The organism is Halosegnis sp. (assembly GCF_042216475.1).
Classification (GTDB): domain Archaea; phylum Halobacteriota; class Halobacteria; order Halobacteriales; family Haloarculaceae; genus Halosegnis.
Genome location: NZ_JBDGTV010000009.1, coordinates 131,881 through 149,117, shown reverse-complemented (window position 1 = coordinate 149,117; position 17,237 = coordinate 131,881). Strand labels below are relative to the sequence as shown.

Sequence of the window (17,237 nt, the reverse complement as noted above, 5' to 3'; positions counted from 1 at the left end):
CTCAGCCGCCCGCGGCCTCACCGCCAGGCGTCAGCCCGGAGACGGCCTTACCAAGCGAGTCGACGCTCCCTGACAGGAAGTCGTTTATTGTCTCGAGGATGTCACCGACGAAGTCCGGGACCGGCCCCGGGAGGTCACTCGGCGGACCCGCGTCCGCGCTCGGTCCAGTGTCACCGGGAACCGCGGCGGCCGTCCCCGCGCTCGCAACGAGCAGCAGGGCGGCAAGCGCCGCGATTGCGCCTGTGATTCGGTTCATTGCAACTGTTCCTACCGGATGGGGCTACTTGAGGGGGCGAGAGCGTTCAGTCGCGTTCAGCCCCGAGCCGGTGAGTGCCCGGAAAATGGCGGCGTTGAACCGTCTGAACCGTTCATGCGTCGTCATCCTCGCCCGCCAGCGCCGCCTGTTCACCGGGGTCGGGATCCTTCCGCGGGGGGACCCGCCGGCCACCGACGACGTAGCCGTCGACGCTGTCGTCCCACGGCACGGCGTCCTGCACCCAGACGGTGTAGCCGGGCGGTGACATCGTCCGTGCCCACTGTTTGGCGAGCGCTTTCGTGCTGAACTGCCGACGGCTCCCGTGTTCGCGAACCCACTGACCCGCGCTCGCGGATACCTTCCGGGCGGAGGCTTTCACCTCGACCACGTAGCCGTCGCTCACGGTCGCGGATGTGTTGCCGGCCGACAAAATCCTACGGGTCTGTCAGTCGTCGCCCAGCGCCGGTGCCGGCTCCTCAGCCAGCAGCCGGTCGAGCGCGTCGACCATCGCCCGCACCGAGGCAACAGTGATGTCGGCATCGCTGGCAGTGACTGTCACGGAGCGGTCGCCCCGCGACATCTCCACCTCGACGGTGACGACGGCGTCTGTCCCACCGGTGACGGCGTCGACGTGGTACGACTCAAGGCTGGCGTCGGCCGCCTCACCCAGCGCCTCACGAGCAGCCCCCACCGCGGCGTCGACGGGGCCGTCCCCCGTGGCGGCCGCGCGCTTCTCTTCGCCGTCGACATCCAGCCGCACCGAGGCGGTCGGTGTCGCCCCGCCTGCAGCGGCCGTCATATCGAGAAGTTCGACCCGGCGTTCACGCTCGCGGCCTTGCACGTCCTCGGCGACGGTGAGCAGGTCGGCGTCGGTGACCCGCTTCCCCCGCTCGGCTAGCTGTTTCACCCGGGTAACTATCTCCGAGAGTTCCGTCTCATCGACATCGACGCCGTGCTCGTTGAGGGCGGCCTCGACGCCGGCTCGGCCGGCGTGCTTCCCGAGGACGAGCCGGCGCTCACGACCGACCGTCTCCGGCGGATACGGCTCGTACATGGCGTCGTCTTTCAGGGTCCCGTCCGTGTGGATGCCCGACTCGTGGGTGAAGGCGTTCTCGCCGAGGACAGCCTTGTTCGGGGGGAGCGGCACACCCGTCGCGTCCGCGACCAGCCGACCCAGCGCGTAGAGCCGCTCGGTGTCGAGCGTCTCGACATCGTACCCCTCCAGCAGCGCGATAGCCACCTCCTCAAGCGAGACGTTCCCCGCTCGCTCGCCGATGCCGTTCACCGTTGCGTGGACGAGGTCTGCGCCCGCGGCGACAGAGGCGAGTGCGTTCGCCACTCCCAACCCTAAATCGTCGTGTGTGTGGGTGCTCGTCGGGCCGTGTTCGGCGAGTCGCGACACCGCCGCGACGGTGCGATCCGGCGTCGCGTGACCCACGGTATCGGCGAAGCAGAACCGGTCGGCGCCGGCCTCGTGAGCGGTTTCGGCCAGCCGCTCGAGGAAGTCGAGGTCAGCTCGCGAGCCATCCTCGCCAAGCGCCTCGATCCACAGCCCGTGGTCACGGGCGTACTCGACAAGCTCCGCGACAGTGGCGACGACATCATCGCGGGTCGTCCCCACCTTCGTCTCGATGTGGCGGTCGCTCGCCGGAACGACGAGCGTGACGCCGTCCACATCACAGTCCAGGGCAAGGTCGATGTCGTTCTTCACGCCCCGCGCGAAGGAGGTGACCGTTGCGTCCAGACCGAGGTCGGTCACCTGCTGGATGGTCTCGCGCTCGCCGGGACCAGTGCACGCACTGCCCGCCTCGATGACGGCTACGCCGACATCGTCGAGCGCCCGCGCGATGTCGGCCTTCTGATCGGGCGTCAACGAGACGCCGGGCGCCTGCTCGCCGTCACGAAGTGTCGTGTCTAGGAAGGAGACGGTGGCGTCGCTGGGTGGTTGGGTTGTGTCTGTGCCGCCGAAGAGTGTCTCAGAACCGTCGAATTTCACGGCCAGCCGCCGTGTGGCGACTTCCTCTATCCTCGTGCGTCATGGTAACCGAACACAGCCGGCCGGTCTATATAAAACGCGCGCATCCACCAGCACCTGCCAGGATTACCGGATGACCAGGCGGTCACCCGGCGACACGCCTGCGGCCGCGCCAGCTGGCAGTTCGACGACGGTATCGGCGACTGCACCGCCGTAGCCGGTCCACGCTGACAGCCGCTTGACCTGCTGAACGACGTTGTCGACGGCCCAGACAGCGTCGATGTCGAATGGGACGAACAGCATGTGCAACCGGCGGGTCGCTTGCCCGCTAAACCGGAACACGAGCGCGTAATCGTCGGGGATAGACCGTCGGAAGGCAAGCCCGCGGGCCCGCGCAAACGCCGTGTCGGCGACATCGACGTCCGTGGCGAGAACCCGATCGCCGTCGCCGACATGGATGACCCGCACGCGCCGACCACGGCGCGGCACCTCATGTGGGTTTCGTCGCTGCGAACCCCGGCTGATAAGCCGCCGGCTGCCGAAGAGGAGACAATGCGCGAGGCACACGAGCGCGAGCGGGCAACAGGCGTCGACTACTACGTCACCGACGCCGACGGAACGGGCGGCCGGCTCCGGGCGTCGCCGGAGGCGTTCCGCGTCCGTGAGTTGGAGGCGTTCGAGACAGCGCCGCTCGACGCCGATCCCGGTTCGTACGCCCACCTCGTCGTCCGTGTGACGCTGCGCGACTGGGATACCAACGACTTCGCGGGGGCGCTGGCTGACAAACTCGGGATCTCCCGTGAGCGAGTCTCGTGGGCCGGGACGAAGGACAAACGCGCCGTGACGACACAGCTGTTCTCCGTGGACGGTATCGACGCCGACGCGCTGCCCGAACTCGACGAGGCGACCGTCGAGCCGGTTGGTCGCGCCGGCCGTCCCGTCCTGTTCGGCGACCTCGCAGGCAACGAGTTCGAGGTGACTGTCGCCGACCCCGACGCGCCTGAGAACGCCGAGGCCGTGACCGAGGAGCTACGAGCCTTCGCCGGGCGTGCCGAGCGCGTCGGTGTCCCCAACTTCTACGGTCCGCAGCGATTCGGGAGTGCGCGGCCCGTTACTCATCGGGTCGGGCTGGCGGTGGTGCGCGGCGAGTGGGAAGCGGCCGTCCGCACGTACGTCTGTGACAGCACGGACGCCGAGCCGGAAGAGAGCGCCCGTGCCCGCAAGCGAGTGGCCGAGCGGTGGGGCGAGGACCCAGCCGTCCTAACGGAGCTGCTGCCGGGTCGGCTCCACTACGAACGGTCGCTGTTACAGGGGCTCGCCGAGGCGGGCGGCTACACGCCCGCCGACTGTCGGGCCGCCCTCGAGCGGCTTCCCTCGAACCTCCAGCAACTGTTCGTCCACGCTGCCCAGTCGTACGCGTTCAACCGGATGCTCTCCGAGCGGCTGGCCCGCGGACTCCCCTTCGACCGAGCCGTCGCGGGCGACGTGGTCTGTTTCGCCGACCGAGAGGCCCCGCTACCGCTCCCCGACCCGGACCGAACCCAGCGAGTCGACGACACCCGGGTCGACACCGTCGCCCGCCACGTCGAACGGGACCGGGCGTTCGTCACTGCACCGCTCGTGGGGACAGAGACGGAGCTTGCGGACGGCGAGCAGGGAGAAATCGAGCGCGAGGTGCTTGCGGCGCTCGACCTGTCGCCTGCCGACTTCGACCTGCCAGGGGAGTTCGGCTCTACAGGAACCCGACGGGCGGTTCTCGTGACGACCGACCTCCGTGTCGAGCGAGACCCGCTGACGTGTACCTTCGCACTTCCCAAGGGGAGCTACGCGACGACACTGCTGCGAGAGTACCTGAAAACGGACCCGGCGCGGCTCGCCTGATGGGCCACTCCGGGCGGTTTATGCGGCGTCGCGGCCTCCTTCCGACATGGACTGCCGGCAGTGCGGGACTCCGCTCGAACGACCGGGTGACTTCTGTCTCACCTGCCGGACCCCCAACACAGACGCTGTCGTGGTCGAACTCACCCGCGAGCGAGCGACGGTCACCTGTCTGTACGACGGTGAGGTGGTCTCGACTCGCGAGGTGACGACCCGCCCTGAGGACGACCCCGAGCGGGAGCCGCGAGAGCTCCGCAACTTCGCCGGTCTCGTTGCCGACGAGGTCCACCGCAAACGGCCCGAAGAAGTGTACGTCGCTGGCGATCGGGCCGTCCTCGACGCGCTGCGAGCAGAACTCCACTACACGCTCTACCGGGTCGCCGACGACGACCCCGTCGCGGCTGTACTCGCCCGTCAGGACGAACCGGCACTGGATGTCGTCGAGAAGCCCGCCGGCGAGAAGCTTGGCGGTAGCCACTCGACGCTCATCGGCGACCGGGCGGGTCAGCGGGCTGTCGAGACGGTCGGCGGCCACCCCCACGTAAAGAAAATCATCCCCGGTCCAATCGACGCCGGTGGCTCCGGCTCCCGCTCTGGCGTGCGGGCGAAGGCGACCCGAGCAGACGACAACGGCAACGTCCGGCTGCTCGTCCGCGACGGCTCCTCGGTGCAGGAGAACCGCGTCGTCACGACGGCCAGTGACCGCGAGACCGGCGAGTACGTCCGCGAGGACCTGAACGACGCGCTCCGGGAGGCAGAGCTACGCGAGTGAGCGGCGCGTCTCGCAGGGTTTAAGCCCGCGAACCGTGTTCGTTTCGACACTATGGCCAAGAGCAAGACCGGGAGTGCCGGCCGGTTCGGTGCGCGCTACGGGCGTGTCGCCCGTCGCCGGGTCGCCGAGATTGAGGCAGACACGAACGACGACCACACCTGTCCGGAATGTGGCAAGGACCGCGTCTCCCGGCAGGGGACCGCCGTCTGGGCGTGCAGCTATTGCGGCTACAAGTACGCCGGCGGAACCTACCGTCCGGAGACACCCGCCGGCCGCACCGTCCGCCGGTCGCTGCGTGCCGCGCTCGCCGACGAGGAATAGATGACCTACAAGTGCTCACGCTGCAAGCGCGACGTCAGCCTCGATGAGTACGGCGGCGTCCGCTGTCCGTACTGTGGCCACCGCGTCCTGCTGAAGGAGCGGAGCCGCGATATCAAGACAATCAACGTGGAGTGACGGGCGACCGGCCCCACTCGGCACAACTCACCTTCGAGTATCCCTCCCCAGCCAGTGCCGCGACCGTCGCCCGGAGCGTGCGGCCGGAACTCGGCGAGATTGACAGCGACCGTGCCAGCGCGAGTGTCGACCGCACGGCCGACACGGTCACCGTCACTGTCGACGCGGCCGATCTGACGGCCTTACGTGCAGGGCTCACCACCTGGACGACGCTCATCGAAGTGGCCGAGGCCGTCGACTAGTCGACCCGTTCCTCCAGCCTGATGAGATCCTGCTTCACGCGTCGAAGCTCCTCCTGTGCCTCGGTGAGCTCTGCCCGGACCGCCGAGAGTTCCCGCTCCTGGGTATCTATCTGCGTCTCGGCGGCGGTGAGCTCCGCCCGCAGTTGTGCGTGAGCCTCCTCTGCAGTGTCCTCAAGCTGACGGACGAGGTCGTAGACCTCCTCGACCGTCGGCGTCTCGTCGTCGGTCATGGCTCGTCGTCGGACGCGCCGGAGCATAATGGTGTCCGTGGCGGTGGCGTTCTCGTGGCCGACGGCGGAAAGCGGGGGTTTTTGGGTGGGAAGCACATCTCCGCAGGTATGCAAGGGAACATGCCGCCGGAGGCACAGGAGAAAATCGAGGAGCTACAGGACCTGCAGGAGACAGCCCAGCAGGTGGCTGCCCAGAAGCAGCAGGCCGAGACGTCGCTCCAAGAGTCGCAGGCGGCACTCGAGGCTCTCGACGAGCTCGAAGAGGGCGTCGAGATGTACCGCGAGGTCGGTGAACTCCTCGTGGCGACCGAGTACGACGAGGCATACGACGACCTCGAGCAGAAGGTGGAGTCGCTCGAAGTGCGCGCAGAGCAGCTTGAGAAGCAGGAGGAGCGTGTCCAGCAGCAGTTCGAGGAACTCCAGCAGGAACTCCAGCAGATGCTCCAGCAGGGCGGCGGCATGGGCGGCCCACAGGGGCCGGGCGGTCCGGGCGCAGGCGGCGCCTGAGGACGTGGCCGAGTCGACAGACGAGCCGACGGACGAGGCGGTCGTTGAAGCCGCCTCGGACGCGGCTGAGGGATTGGTTTTCTCTCGGTACAAACAGAGCGACGTCCGTGACCTCGACGTGACCGTCACCTTCGAGGAAGGCGTGCTCGATGTCGATGTTTATCTCAACGTCGACGACGACAATGTCGACCAAGTCGCCGAGGACGCGGCGCTGGCGGCCCGTTCGGCCGTCGACGAACTCTTCGAAGACGCGTAGTGGTGGTCACCGGCAAGCGACCGTCACGCCTTCTCGGACGACTGCACGCGCTGTGAGCCGATAGTGTCCCGCCCGTTCGAATAGGTCGCCGTGCGGCATCGGCGTCGGCGTCTCCTCGCCTGTCGGGGTCGTGCACGGCTCGTAGTACACGGCCGCGGACGTTTCGACTGTTGCCTCGAATCCTTCGTCGGTCTCGACTACCTCGCTGTCCGTCCCCCACAGCTCGATTCGCGAGACGCAGTCGTCGCTGTCGACGTGGTCGGCGAGGACACTGTTGAACCGGTGGTACCTTAGCGACACGTCGCTGAGTGGCCCTCGGCGTCGACGTGGTCGGCGAGGACACTGTTGAACCGGTGGGCCCGCTCGAACGACTCGACGAACGACCGCACCGACTCGCGGGTGAGCTGCGCAGGCGGGTCCGGGTACAACCGCGGCGCCGGGAATCCCGGTTCGCTCTCGGGCATCGGAGGCGGCGTCGGCTCGCAGGCAGCCGTGGCCGTTTCTCCGACGGTGTCCGCCCCGGTACAGCCGGCGAGCCCGGCGAGCGAGCCCGCGAGCGCGCCAAGAAAGTCCCGACGCTCCATGCCGGTCGTGGGCCGTCCGTCGACAAGTGTTTTCAGGGGGATTAGGTCAGCAAAAAGAGCAGGACAGACACAGCCGTCACCGCGAGGATACAGGCGGCTGCGAGTGCTCCGCCCATCTGGACCATCGCGTTCGCGTGGGAGGCTAACGACTCTGTGCGGTCGTTGCCGAAGACGGTCACCTCTGCCCGTTCCGTCGCCATCCCTGCCTCGACCGGCTCGAGATCGTCGACTGCCTCCTCGACGAGGTCGACGATGAGTGTGCGGAGTTCGCTGGCGTCGATTCGCTCGCCGACCTGGTTTTGCGCCTCGACGGTGTTGACGATGTGTGTATCGGTTGTCATTACCTCGGCGAGGTCGACCTGCTCTTCGACAGCCGCGACGATGTCGTCGCGAAGCCCCGGTTCCATGTTGTTGCCGTCGACAAGGACGTAGGCGGTCCGCTGGTCACCTGCCTCGGTGACGGCGACCCGCACACCAAGCGGACCGATACCGTCGAGCGGCTCCCATGGTGTCCGGTCCCACGCGACGCCCAGCCGGAGCGGCCGTCGGTCGGCGTCGGCCAGCTGTTCGCCGGCCGCGCGAGCTCCCTCTATCATGTCGAACGAGCGCTTCGAGCCGGGAACAACGTGGCCGAGGTCCTCGCCTTCGAGCCCGTTGTTGCAGTTGTGCGCGTCCGCGAGCATTACGTCCTCCAACCCGCCCTGCCGAGCCTCGGCCTGCGCAGAGAGTCCAACGGCGTACTCGACATCGTCGGCGAAGCCCGGCGCGTAGGTGGCGGTCATGAATGCGCTGTCGCCGAACGCCTGCGCGAGCAGCGTCGCCTCCCCTTCTTCGGTGCGCACGCTCTCGGTGGCGACCTCGTGGTAGTCGACGGTTGCGAGCGCACGGTCGGCGGCTTCGATGAGTGTCTCCACCTCACGGGAGGTGACGAGGTTGAAATCGTGGCCGGCGGTGGCGTGGGGCGGGAACGCCAGCCCGTCGGCCTGTCGGGCGACCCGCATCGGGAGGTTGCCGCCGCCGATCTCCCCCATCGGGCCGGGGTGTATCATCGGGAGGACGAACCGCGCCTTCTCGCCGGTCGGCGTCCGGAACGAGAGCACAGTCACGGGAACGACGGCCTCCTCGCCGATACCCTCGAAGAAGTCCTCGAGTTCGCGGCTTCCCTCGGCGATGTGACCGATGAAGCCGCGCAGGAAGTCGAGGACGGACACCTCCATCGACTGTTTCCACGGCCGGTCGATGACCTTGATAAAGACGGTGACGGCTGTTGCGTACAGTACGCACATTCCCGCGAGCAGGACGAAATCACCGGGGACGATAACCAGCAGCTCTTCGGGGGCTACTTCCGGCCGCGAGAGGTACGAACGGGTCAGCGGTCCTCCGATCTCGAGGAAGCGCATCGTCCCGCTGTAGACGAACAGGAGCACGCCCGCCGCCCCCGTCTGGATGCTCGCGGGGACGCTCGCGCGCAGCGGCGAGCGATGGGAGACGGCCATCACCACGAGCAGGCGGAGCGCGAACACGGCCGCCAGTGCCGCCAGCAACGCGTCGAAAACGAACCCCTGTCCGAGCCGCGGCGTCAGCGTCGCAACGACACCCACGACGACGAGCGTGCCGACGACGAGCAGTTCGCAGACGAGTGCGAGCAGCGACGCCCGGTTTGGCGTCAGCTGACCACCCATCGCCCGATCGACGTACGGCGTGAGCCCGCTGGCGATGATGGTCGGGATGCCGATGAAGAATACCCCCTGCCAGGCGTCCTCGAGGACGAACCGCGACTCGAATGCCGCGACCCCGGCCAGCGCGGCAATGACGACGGCGAACGTGACACTCGAGTACCAGCTCGGCGCGCGAAAGATGAACCGCGAAAGCGAGGCAAGGTCCCCCTGTGTCGCGGTCATTACGACTGGTTTCTCGCCGGCGCCTCATAACGATGCTGTCAGACGCGCGCCGTGCCAGAGGCTCTCAGACGGTGTCTGGCGCTGCCCGCTCGCGACACCGCGCAATGAAGTTCTCAAACAGCTCTTCGCCCCGCTCTGTGTGTGCTACCTCCGGGTGCCACTGGACACCGTAGAAATCGCGGTCAGTGTCGCTCATTGCCTCGATGCCACAGACATCACTCGTGGCCGTCCGGACGAACCCAGGCGGCACCTCGCTCACTTCGTCGGCGTGGCTCGCCCACACCCGTGTCTCCGGGTGGAGTGTCCCGACCAGCGGGTCGTCGGCGTCGTCGATGCGGACGGTCACGTCCGCGTAACCGCCGTAGTCGCCCGACTCGACGCGCCCGCCCAGCTCCATAGCCATCAGCTGGTGGCCGAGACAGATGCCGAGCACGGGGACGTCCGTCTCGAGATACTCCGCCGCCCGGCCCGTCCGGTCCATGCTCGGGCCGCCCGACAGCACGTAGCCGTCGGCCTCGGCCTCGGCCGGCGGCGTCTCGTTGTCGACCGTCTCCACGTCCACGCCCAAATCGCGAAGCGTCCGGTGTTCGAGGTGAGTGAACTGTCCGTGGTTGTCGACCACGACGATACTCGTCATACGCTGGGTAGCGTACACGTGGGTAAAAATCCTCCCGAACGCCCCGCGACAGGCACGGACGTGGATACAACCACGACGCTCACTCCTCGTCGTAGCGCTCGGCAGCCGTCTCGAAAGCCGTCTCCGAGAGCGCCTCGCTGCGACGCCCCTCACGTTCCGCGATTGCCTCCGGGTCGGGGGCAGCATCGTCGTCGACGCGGGCCCACGAGTCGTGGACTTTCGCGTGACACCACCGACACAGATAGACGGTTATCTCGTGGGCCAGCTCGCGTCGGTCATCGTCGGCATACGAGAGATGATGTTCCTCCAGCAGAGGCCGCTCGTCGCTGTGGGCACGACGGTGCTCGGCGAGTCCACACCGGACACACTCGCGGTCGTGCTGGCGCGCCCGGAAATGAGGGCAATCGGCCCACGTCCACTCCCCGTGCGGGTCCGCAGCCGGACACCGAAGGTCATCGCGGCGGCGCTCGGCGGCAAACTCAGGGTCGTGGCGGGCATGTTCGGCGGCGTACCGGCATCGGCCGTCGTCGGTGAGGTGGTCACACCGCTCGACGAACGCGTACGGGTCGTCGACGCCGACCGAACTGCCCTGTGGCGTCTTCTCTGACACCAGTGGCCGTTCGCCCTGGCTGATAAAAAGCTCCCGCCACGGTCGCGGGCGGGGGGCTCCCGCGAGTCACGCTACTTATGCCGGTGGCTCGCTTGGGTCCAATAATGTCCGACGGTCCACACGTAACGCGGCTCTTCGGCGGTCCCGGCAGCGGGAAGACGACCGCCCTGCTCGACCGTGTTGACGAGATGCTTGACGAGGGCGTCGATGTCCGGGATATTCTCGTCGTCTCCTACACCCGAGCGGCCGCCGCCGAGGTCCGCGAGCGACTGGCCGACCGTCTCGATCGCTCCCCCAAGTCGCTGAAGGGGAACGTCTGTACGATGCACGCGAAGGCCTACGAGCTGTTGAACCTCTCGCGTGGTGATGTCGTCGGCGAAGACGACAAGGAGGCCTTCTGTGATGATTATGGTATCGAGTTCGAGGGCGAGTATGACTCCAACCGGCGGCGGTCCGCCCGCTCGACCACCATCGGCAACAAGATAATCGCTACCTCGGAGTGGCTTCAGCGCACCCGCAGAGAGGTCGCCGACTGGTATGATGTCCCCTTCCAGTGGAACGTCGATGAGGTGCGACTCCCGCCCGATGTTGACCCGAACGCTCAGACGGGCAATAAGTACACCCCGACGTGGCCCTCCGACGATGATCGTATCGACGTGCCCGAAGCTATCCGCGCGTGGCGTGACTACAAGGGCGAAGAGGAGGTCGTCGGCTTCGCCGATATGCTCGAACGCGTGAAGGGCCGCGCACTCGTCCCCAACGTCGACCATCTCGTCATCGATGAGTTCCAGGACATCACGACGCTCCAGCACGATGTCTACGAGGAGTGGAAACCCCATACGGAGTCGGTACTCATCGCCGGCGACGACGACCAGGTGGTGTACGCCTGGCAGGGGGCCGACCCCGCACTCCTGCTGGAGGCAGACCCCGACGAAGATGTCGTCCTCCCGAACTCCTACCGGCTCCCGTCGAACGTGCTTCACGTCGTCAACAGACAGATTCGCCACATCGACGAGCGCCAGGAGAAAGACCTCAACCCGCGCAAGGAGGGCGGTAGCGTCGAGGCCGTCCGGTCGCCCTCGATGTTCGACCTGACACGGAACGTCCGTGATACCGTCGAGCAGACCGACGAGGAGACGGTGATGGTGCTGTTCCGCGCCCGCTACCAGCTGTTCCAGTTCATGGAGGAGTTCACCTCGATGGGTATCCCGTACACTTCGCTGACGGACATGCGGATGTGGACTGATCGGCTGGAAGGATACGTCCGCGCCGTCGAGAAGTTCGACGACGACGAGCCAATGACCGGTCTCGAGGCGCGCCGACTCGCGGAGATGCTGGCTGACTCCGCGTTCGGTACCGGCGAACGTGACGACCTGTTCGACGCCCTCGACGACCAGAAGGAACAGGAGGATGCCCGTCTCGAAGAGTTCACCGTCGAGCCAGACTTCATCAACGAGTACGCCCCGTTCACGCCCGGTCCCGCAGGGGCGTCGGATATGCTCACCCGCACCTCGAACTTTCAGGAGAACTCCGTTGAGGCGTACTTCGACGGTCCCTATCAGGGGATGGACCCCAACCGCGTCCGCGTCGGCACTATCCACTCCGCGAAGGGCCGCGAGGCCGACCATGTGTTCGTCTGTACGGATCTCACGGAGAAAGTGGTCGAGCAGATGGCCGCCACCGTCGACGAGTCGGTACTCCCCGAAGATGTCGGCTTCGAGAAGGGAACCGACCCCGGCCCCGTGCTGACTGACAACGAGCGACGCGTCTTCTACGTCGGTATGTCGCGGGCCCGCGAACGGCTCGTCCTGCTGGAGAATCTCGTCGACGGCGCTCCGACCCTCCCGATCGACGTGCTCATCGACAACGCCCCTTCCGAACTGTCACTGGCGGAGTTGATGGAGCGGGCACAACAGCCCCTCGAACCGGTCGAAGGGGCGGCCGACTGAGCGGCCCTGTACCCCCCGACCTTTCGGTGTCGGCGCCCGTACCTCTGGCCGTGAGCGACCAGCCTACGCGCGTCTGGCTCGTCGAACGGACCTACTCGGACGACGAGCAGAATCTCATCATCCTGACGTATGCGACGCCGGATGGCGAGCGGTACTTCCGGAAGGAGCGGGCGCTCACCACGTCTAGTGACGTCCGCGAGACGACCGCCGCGGTCACAGTGTCGCCGGACAACCTCGGTGAGGTGACGGACCCCGAGGAGCGGGAGCGGTTCGCGGTCGAGGCCCAGCGGATGGCGAGTGAGCACGCCCCCGACGACACCATCTAGTCGCGCTCGTCGGACGGCTCCTCGACGATCCGGCCGACCGTCGCCTCAGCGACCTTGCCGGGAATGTCAGTCGGCGTCGTGAGGAACTCCTCGACGAGTATCATCAGGGCAGCGACGCCGAGTGCGGCGAGCCCGACGACGCTATCGCCACCGAGCAACTGCTCGACGCCGTATAGGGCGATGGGCGCCGCGAGTGCCAGCGTCACTGCCAGCCCGATTGTCCCCATAATGGACCGCGCCATACCCGACGGTGGCTGCCGGCGCGGGAAAGCCCTCCGGTCGGTGCCGAACGGTAAGGACTTGTGAGTCACAGCCCTACCTCGGATATGTTCACGGGGATTGTCGAGGCGACCGGTGAAGTGGTGGCCCGCGAGGCGACTGACGGCGGGCTCCGGCTCCGCGTTGCCGCACCGTTCGCCGCCGACCTTGAGCATGGCCAGTCGGTTGCTATCTCGGGTGCCTGCCTCACCGTCGAAGAGCACGACGCCGACTCCTTCTCGCTGTTCCTCTCCGAAGAGACCGTCGAACGCACCTACCTCGGCGAGTTGGAGGCCGGTGCGGTCGTCAACCTCGAGCGGGCGCTGCCTGCCGACGGCCGCTTCGACGGCCACTTCGTGCAGGGACACGTCGACGGCGTTGCGACGGTGACCGGCATTGAGCGGATTGAGGACGACTGGGTGTTCGGCTTCTCGCTGCCCGACGCGATGGGCCGGTACGTCGTCGAGAAGGGGTCGATCGCCGTCGACGGCATCTCGTTGACAGTGGCAGAACTGCTCGACGGCGAGTTCACGACGGCCATCATCCCCGCCACCTACGATATCACGAGCCTCTCGGAGAAGTCGGTCGGCGACCCGGTTCACCTGGAGGTGGACGTGGTCGCGAAGTATGTGGAGTCGCTCACGGAGGGGTACCGGGACGTGGAGTAGCGCCCGCAGCGCCGGTCGACCCGAGCGAGAATTCTACCCGAATCTGGCCGTCTCCGGCGGTCGGCCGCTGTTACAAGGCTTATCAGCGCGCCGGTCGAACCGATGATATGCACATTCTACCGGACACGAGCGCGGTCGTCGACGGCCGCGTGTCCGAACGGGACGACATCGACGTCGTCTCCGTCCCCAACGCGGTCGTCGCGGAGCTGGAGTCGCAGGCCAACGAGGGCCGCGACGCCGGCTGGTCGGGCATCGAGGAACTTCAGCGGCTGGTCGAGGCCGCTGAGGCCGGTGAGTTCGATCTGAAGTATATCGGCCGGCGGCCGACGAGCGGCGAGTCGGAGGGCGCCGGCGAGGGAGACATCGACGCGCTCATCCGCGATCTGGCAGCCGACCACGGCGCGACGCTGCTGACGAGCGACCGCGTCCAGGCGGAGGTCGCCCGCGCGACGGACGTCCCCGTCGAGTATGTCGAGCCCAAGGTGGACGAATCCGTCGACGAGGGGCTCGACATCGAGCGGTATTTCGACGAGCAGACGATGTCGGTCCACCTGAAGACGGGGGTGGTACCGATGGCAAAGCGAGGGGAAATCGGCGACATCACCTACGGCCCCATCGGCGAGGAGCCGCTCTCGGAGTCCGAGATGCTCACCATCGCCAACGAGATAGAGACGACCGCCCGCGGCTCCGCACAGGGGTTCGTCGAACTGGAGGAACCGGGCATGCGCATCATCCAGTACGGCGACTACCGTATCGCTGTCGCCCGCCCGCCGTTCGCGGACGGCATCGAGGTAACGGCTGTCCGGCCCATCGCGCGGACGACCCTCGACGACTACGACCTACCGGTGGGGATGCGCGACCGGTTCACCGAGCGCCAGCGGGGTGTCCTCCTGTCGGGTGCACCTGGCGCCGGTAAGTCCACGTTCGCGCAGGCGGTCGCGACGTATCTCAATGACTCGGGGTTCGCGGTCAAGACGATGGAGAAGCCGCGTGACCTGCAGGTCGGCCCCGAGATTACCCAGTACACTGAACTCCGGGGGTCGATGGAGCGGACGGCCGACTCGCTGCTGATGGTCCGGCCGGACTACACGGTGTACGACGAAGTACGCAAGACCGACGACTTCCGCACGTTCGCGGATATGCGGCTCGCGGGCGTTGGGATGATTGGTGTCGTCCACGCCACCCGGCCTATCGACGCGCTCCAGCGGCTGGTCGGTCGCGTCGAACTGGGGATGATCCCACAGGTGGTCGACACCGTCGTCTACATCGAGGCCGGCGATGTCGATACCGTCTACGAGGTATCCACGGAGGTGAAGGTCCCCCACGGACTGATGGAAGAGGACCTCACCCGGCCGGTCATCGTCGTCGCCGACTACGAGACTGGCGACCCAGCCTACGAGATTTACACGTTCAACCAACAGGTGGTCACCGTCCCGCTCGAAGGCGAGGAGGCCGACGAGTCCGGCGTCGACCGCATCGCCCGCAACGAGATCGAACGCGAGATACGCTCGGTCGCGCAGGGGCCCGTCGAGGTAGAACTCACTGGCGGCAACTCGGCGGCCGTCTACGTCTCCGAGCAGGATATCTCGACTGTCATCGGGAAGGGTGGTGGCCGAATCTCCGATATCGAGGACCGGCTCGGGCTCGAAATCGACGTGCGGACGCTGGACGAACACCCCGGCCGGCTCGCAGGTGGCGACGACAGCAGCTCCAGCGACCAAGGCAGTCGACAGGGCGAAATCGTCACGCCGGAGGTCACCTCTCGACACGTCGTCATCCCGATGGAGGGTCACGCCGGCGAGACGGTGGAGGTGCGTGCCGACGGAGAGTATCTCTTCACGGCCACCGTCTCGCGGGGCGGTGAGATACAGGTGTCACGCGGCAGCGCCATTGCCGAGGAGCTAGAAGCGGCCATCGACCGCGGGCGGACGGTGACCGTCGCGCCCCAGTAGCCAGCTCAGCGCCAGCGGCCGGCGACGAGTGCGGTCAACGCCAGCACCAGCGCGACGAGCGCGGTGACGACCCCGAGGCCAGGCTGTCCGGGCGTGGCTGTCGCGGCGTCCGTTTCGGTCGGCGTCGGGGTTGGACTTGCGGTCGGTGTCGGCGTCTCGGTATCGAGAGCCGACGGCGTCGGCGTCGGTGGCCGGGCGTCCTCGGGAACAGTCCCGGCCCGCACCTCGTTGAGATCAGACAGTGTCGGCGCGTTCACGATGACGACGGTGTCATCTTCGACGGTCAGTGCGAAGGCGTCGGCGAACTTCGTTCCCGGGCCGAATCCCTCCGGCGAGATGACGTAGGCGTCGTCGGCGCCGCGGGCCGGCTGTGCGCCGTAGAATTCGAGCAACTGCCGGTAGGCGTCGGCGAATTCGCGGGCATCCTCGGGGCTGTCCCAGACCAGCTTCCAGACGTAGCCCGTCTCGTTGGTCGCCGCCGAGGACTCGTTCACGTACGGATAGAGCTTGTCGCCGTCCCAGCCGGTCGACGGTTCGCGTGCGAAATTGAATCCTACCAATGGATTTGATGTCTCATTAATCAGCGGAACAATAACTTCCTCCCCGCGCTGACGAGTCGGATACCATAGCATCGAGAAGACACCTGCCTCGCCGAACGTGGCGTGTTCAACGGTGCTGTTGGGGAGTTCGAGCACGTTCCACTCCTCGTTCGAGCGGTCCTCGACGGTGACCGTCTGCGGAGTGTCGTCGGGATACCGGTCGGGGTGGATGTACTGCTCGGTGCTGACTGGCCGGTCCTCGCCGCGGTAGAAGCCGTTCAGCGTCTCGTAGCCGCGCGTCTCGATGATGTGGCCGACGAACGCGCCGGTGTTGCCGTAGGCAGCTAACCCATAGATTGCGAGCCCCCAGTTAGCAATATTACCCGCTCCTCCAGTGCTATTGGCTGACAGACAGTCAAATGCCGTCCCACACCGCTGATTGTACGTTTGTTCGACATACTCTGCGTCTCCCTCGATGAGGCTCAGGTTTGCGCGGGTGGCTTCTTCTGTGTCACCCGTGACGTTGAGCGCTGTCGGGAAGTTTTGACCCTGTGCGGCATGAGTCAGTTCGTGGGCCAGTAATGACGGCGAGAATACCTGTGTCGTGTTCTCGCTCGTATCACCCGTTATGATAGCAATCTCGCCCTCGCCGACACCGACTCGCGGGAGTGGCTGTCGGGCATAGAAGGCCGCTACGGAGCCAGCTTGGTTCTGCCGTTGCACCTGGAAGTACGACTCCTGCTCGCCGACGAAGAACAGCGCCTCGAACTTCGTGTTCTGGTGGAGCCGCTGTGGCGTCGACACCGACACGTTGGCGAACCGGCGATCAATTGACGCGGTATACTCATCACGCGTCACGAGGTTCACCGTCGGAATGCGTTCGAACTCTAGCTGGCGGATGCGCTCGACCCTGGCGGCCGTGCGGGCGACGTACGCCCGCAACTCCGTTCGGTTGAGCCCGTCGTCGGTCGTCACCGGCAGGGTCTCGTTGTACCAGTAGCCGGCCTCCCAGCCGAGTTGATCGGTCTCAGGGTCCGGTGGCGCGTTTTCGCTTGCCCCTACGGCCCCCGTTCGCTCCGTCACCTGCTCCGGCGTCGGCGTGGTCGCGGCCGCGCCCGCGGCGGGCGCCACCCCCGCGAGGACGAGTCCAAGTACGCTCGCGACCACGACCGCGCCCTGTGCGGTCGCTCTCACGACTCCAGACAACGGATTCGACCGTCAAAAGTCCCCGCCGACCGCCG

General features: G+C 66.7%; 23 protein-coding genes. 11 read left to right on the top strand and 12 right to left on the bottom strand.

All coding sequences use genetic code 11. From position 1 onward, the window contains the following. Position 1: 1 nt before the first annotated feature. The 4 genes from ABEJ63_RS06505 to ABEJ63_RS06490 all read right to left on the bottom strand — a co-directional run bounded on the left by ABEJ63_RS06505 (position 2) and on the right by ABEJ63_RS06490 (position 2,699). Positions 2 to 256 carry a hypothetical protein gene (locus tag ABEJ63_RS06505; RefSeq protein ID WP_375795547.1) on the bottom strand — a complete coding sequence of 85 codons (255 nt, stop codon included), beginning with the start codon at positions 254 to 256 and terminating at the stop codon, positions 2 to 4. 112 nt (positions 257 to 368) lie between these two features. Then, on the bottom strand, positions 369 to 659 hold the full coding sequence (locus ABEJ63_RS06500) for a hypothetical protein (protein WP_375795546.1): 291 nt from the start codon (positions 657 to 659) through the stop codon (positions 369 to 371). A gap of 42 nt (positions 660 to 701) precedes the next feature. After that, complete coding sequence (locus tag ABEJ63_RS06495; protein WP_375795545.1) at positions 702 to 2,252, bottom strand: 2-isopropylmalate synthase; 1,551 nt, start codon at positions 2,250 to 2,252, stop codon at positions 702 to 704. Positions 2,253 to 2,357: 105 nt separating this feature from the next. Beyond that, positions 2,358 to 2,699 (bottom strand): DUF192 domain-containing protein, encoded by a 342-nt coding sequence (locus ABEJ63_RS06490; RefSeq protein ID WP_375795544.1) that lies wholly within the window; start codon positions 2,697 to 2,699, stop codon positions 2,358 to 2,360. 84 nt (positions 2,700 to 2,783) lie between these two features. Between ABEJ63_RS06490 and truD the strand changes: the two genes are divergently transcribed. Genes truD through ABEJ63_RS06465 form a run of 5 tightly spaced genes read left to right on the top strand, consistent with a single transcriptional unit; the run spans position 2,784 to position 5,579 of the window. Beyond that, complete coding sequence (gene truD, locus ABEJ63_RS06485; protein WP_375795543.1) at positions 2,784 to 4,112, top strand: tRNA pseudouridine(13) synthase TruD; 1,329 nt, start codon at positions 2,784 to 2,786, stop codon at positions 4,110 to 4,112. Positions 4,113 to 4,158: 46 nt separating this feature from the next. Beyond that, a complete protein-coding gene (locus ABEJ63_RS06480; RefSeq protein ID WP_375795542.1) occupies positions 4,159 to 4,881 on the top strand; it encodes a DUF2103 domain-containing protein in 723 nt (240 codons plus the stop codon). A gap of 51 nt (positions 4,882 to 4,932) precedes the next feature. After that, on the top strand, positions 4,933 to 5,202 hold the full coding sequence (locus ABEJ63_RS06475) for a 50S ribosomal protein L37ae (protein WP_375795541.1): 270 nt from the start codon (positions 4,933 to 4,935) through the stop codon (positions 5,200 to 5,202). Further along, a complete protein-coding gene (locus ABEJ63_RS06470) occupies positions 5,203 to 5,337 on the top strand; it encodes a DNA-directed RNA polymerase subunit P (RefSeq protein WP_375795540.1) in 135 nt (44 codons plus the stop codon). Next, positions 5,334 to 5,579, top strand: coding sequence for a KEOPS complex subunit Pcc1 (locus ABEJ63_RS06465; protein ID WP_375795539.1), 246 nt, complete (start codon positions 5,334 to 5,336; stop codon positions 5,577 to 5,579). Before ABEJ63_RS06470 ends, ABEJ63_RS06465 begins: the two co-directional genes overlap by 4 nt. Here ABEJ63_RS06465 and ABEJ63_RS06460 read toward each other — a convergent pair. Continuing rightward, the gene (locus ABEJ63_RS06460; protein ID WP_375795538.1) at positions 5,576 to 5,809 is read right to left on the bottom strand and encodes a hypothetical protein; all 234 of its coding nucleotides are present in this window, start codon (positions 5,807 to 5,809) and stop codon (positions 5,576 to 5,578) included. The two genes, ABEJ63_RS06465 and ABEJ63_RS06460, sit on opposite strands and share 4 nt — an antisense overlap. A gap of 108 nt (positions 5,810 to 5,917) precedes the next feature. On the opposite strand from ABEJ63_RS06460, the gene ABEJ63_RS06455 reads away from it, so the two are divergent. Together ABEJ63_RS06455 and ABEJ63_RS06450 are read left to right on the top strand one after the other, a co-directional pair. Then, complete coding sequence (locus ABEJ63_RS06455; RefSeq protein WP_375795537.1) at positions 5,918 to 6,316, top strand: prefoldin subunit beta; 399 nt, start codon at positions 5,918 to 5,920, stop codon at positions 6,314 to 6,316. Between the two features lie 4 nt (positions 6,317 to 6,320). Next, positions 6,321 to 6,572 (top strand): DUF3194 domain-containing protein, encoded by a 252-nt coding sequence (locus ABEJ63_RS06450; RefSeq protein WP_375795536.1) that lies wholly within the window; start codon positions 6,321 to 6,323, stop codon positions 6,570 to 6,572. A 6-nt stretch (positions 6,573 to 6,578) separates the two neighbouring features. Here ABEJ63_RS06450 and ABEJ63_RS06445 read toward each other — a convergent pair whose 3' ends face one another. The 5 genes from ABEJ63_RS06445 to ABEJ63_RS06425 form a co-directional block, all read right to left on the bottom strand. Continuing rightward, on the bottom strand, positions 6,579 to 6,872 hold the full coding sequence (locus tag ABEJ63_RS06445; protein ID WP_375795535.1) for a hypothetical protein: 294 nt from the start codon (positions 6,870 to 6,872) through the stop codon (positions 6,579 to 6,581). After that, complete coding sequence (locus ABEJ63_RS06440) at positions 6,863 to 7,156, bottom strand: hypothetical protein (protein WP_375795534.1); 294 nt, start codon at positions 7,154 to 7,156, stop codon at positions 6,863 to 6,865. The genes ABEJ63_RS06445 and ABEJ63_RS06440 overlap by 10 nt, the downstream gene beginning before the upstream one ends. A gap of 41 nt (positions 7,157 to 7,197) precedes the next feature. After that, on the bottom strand, positions 7,198 to 9,057 hold the full coding sequence (locus ABEJ63_RS06435; protein ID WP_375795533.1) for a DUF2070 family protein: 1,860 nt from the start codon (positions 9,055 to 9,057) through the stop codon (positions 7,198 to 7,200). Positions 9,058 to 9,121: 64 nt separating this feature from the next. Beyond that, a complete protein-coding gene (locus tag ABEJ63_RS06430) occupies positions 9,122 to 9,694 on the bottom strand; it encodes a GMP synthase subunit A (protein WP_375795532.1) in 573 nt (190 codons plus the stop codon). A 79-nt stretch (positions 9,695 to 9,773) separates the two neighbouring features. After that, entirely contained in the window at positions 9,774 to 10,307 is a 534-nt protein-coding gene (locus ABEJ63_RS06425) for a hypothetical protein (protein ID WP_375795618.1), read from the bottom strand. Between the two features lie 101 nt (positions 10,308 to 10,408). On the opposite strand from ABEJ63_RS06425, the gene ABEJ63_RS06420 reads away from it, so the two are divergent. Together ABEJ63_RS06420 and ABEJ63_RS06415 are read left to right on the top strand one after the other, a co-directional pair. Beyond that, positions 10,409 to 12,253 (top strand): UvrD-helicase domain-containing protein, encoded by a 1,845-nt coding sequence (locus ABEJ63_RS06420; protein WP_375795531.1) that lies wholly within the window; start codon positions 10,409 to 10,411, stop codon positions 12,251 to 12,253. Positions 12,254 to 12,303: 50 nt separating this feature from the next. Beyond that, the gene (locus tag ABEJ63_RS06415; RefSeq protein WP_375795530.1) at positions 12,304 to 12,579 is read left to right on the top strand and encodes a hypothetical protein; all 276 of its coding nucleotides are present in this window, start codon (positions 12,304 to 12,306) and stop codon (positions 12,577 to 12,579) included. Here the strand turns inward: ABEJ63_RS06415 and ABEJ63_RS06410 are convergent. After that, positions 12,576 to 12,821, bottom strand: a complete 246-nt coding sequence (locus tag ABEJ63_RS06410; protein WP_375795529.1) for a hypothetical protein — start codon at positions 12,819 to 12,821, stop codon at positions 12,576 to 12,578. The genes ABEJ63_RS06415 and ABEJ63_RS06410 overlap by 4 nt on opposite strands. A gap of 84 nt (positions 12,822 to 12,905) precedes the next feature. Between ABEJ63_RS06410 and ABEJ63_RS06405 the strand changes: the two genes are divergently transcribed. Both ABEJ63_RS06405 and ABEJ63_RS06400 read left to right on the top strand, forming a co-directional pair. Further along, positions 12,906 to 13,505, top strand: a complete 600-nt coding sequence (locus tag ABEJ63_RS06405; protein ID WP_375795528.1) for a riboflavin synthase — start codon at positions 12,906 to 12,908, stop codon at positions 13,503 to 13,505. A gap of 107 nt (positions 13,506 to 13,612) precedes the next feature. Further along, complete coding sequence (locus tag ABEJ63_RS06400) at positions 13,613 to 15,457, top strand: PINc/VapC family ATPase (protein ID WP_375795527.1); 1,845 nt, start codon at positions 13,613 to 13,615, stop codon at positions 15,455 to 15,457. Between the two features lie 5 nt (positions 15,458 to 15,462). Here ABEJ63_RS06400 and ABEJ63_RS06395 read toward each other — a convergent pair whose 3' ends face one another. Beyond that, complete coding sequence (locus ABEJ63_RS06395) at positions 15,463 to 17,190, bottom strand: Hvo_1808 family surface protein (protein WP_375795526.1); 1,728 nt, start codon at positions 17,188 to 17,190, stop codon at positions 15,463 to 15,465. Positions 17,191 to 17,237: the final 47 nt, after the last annotated feature.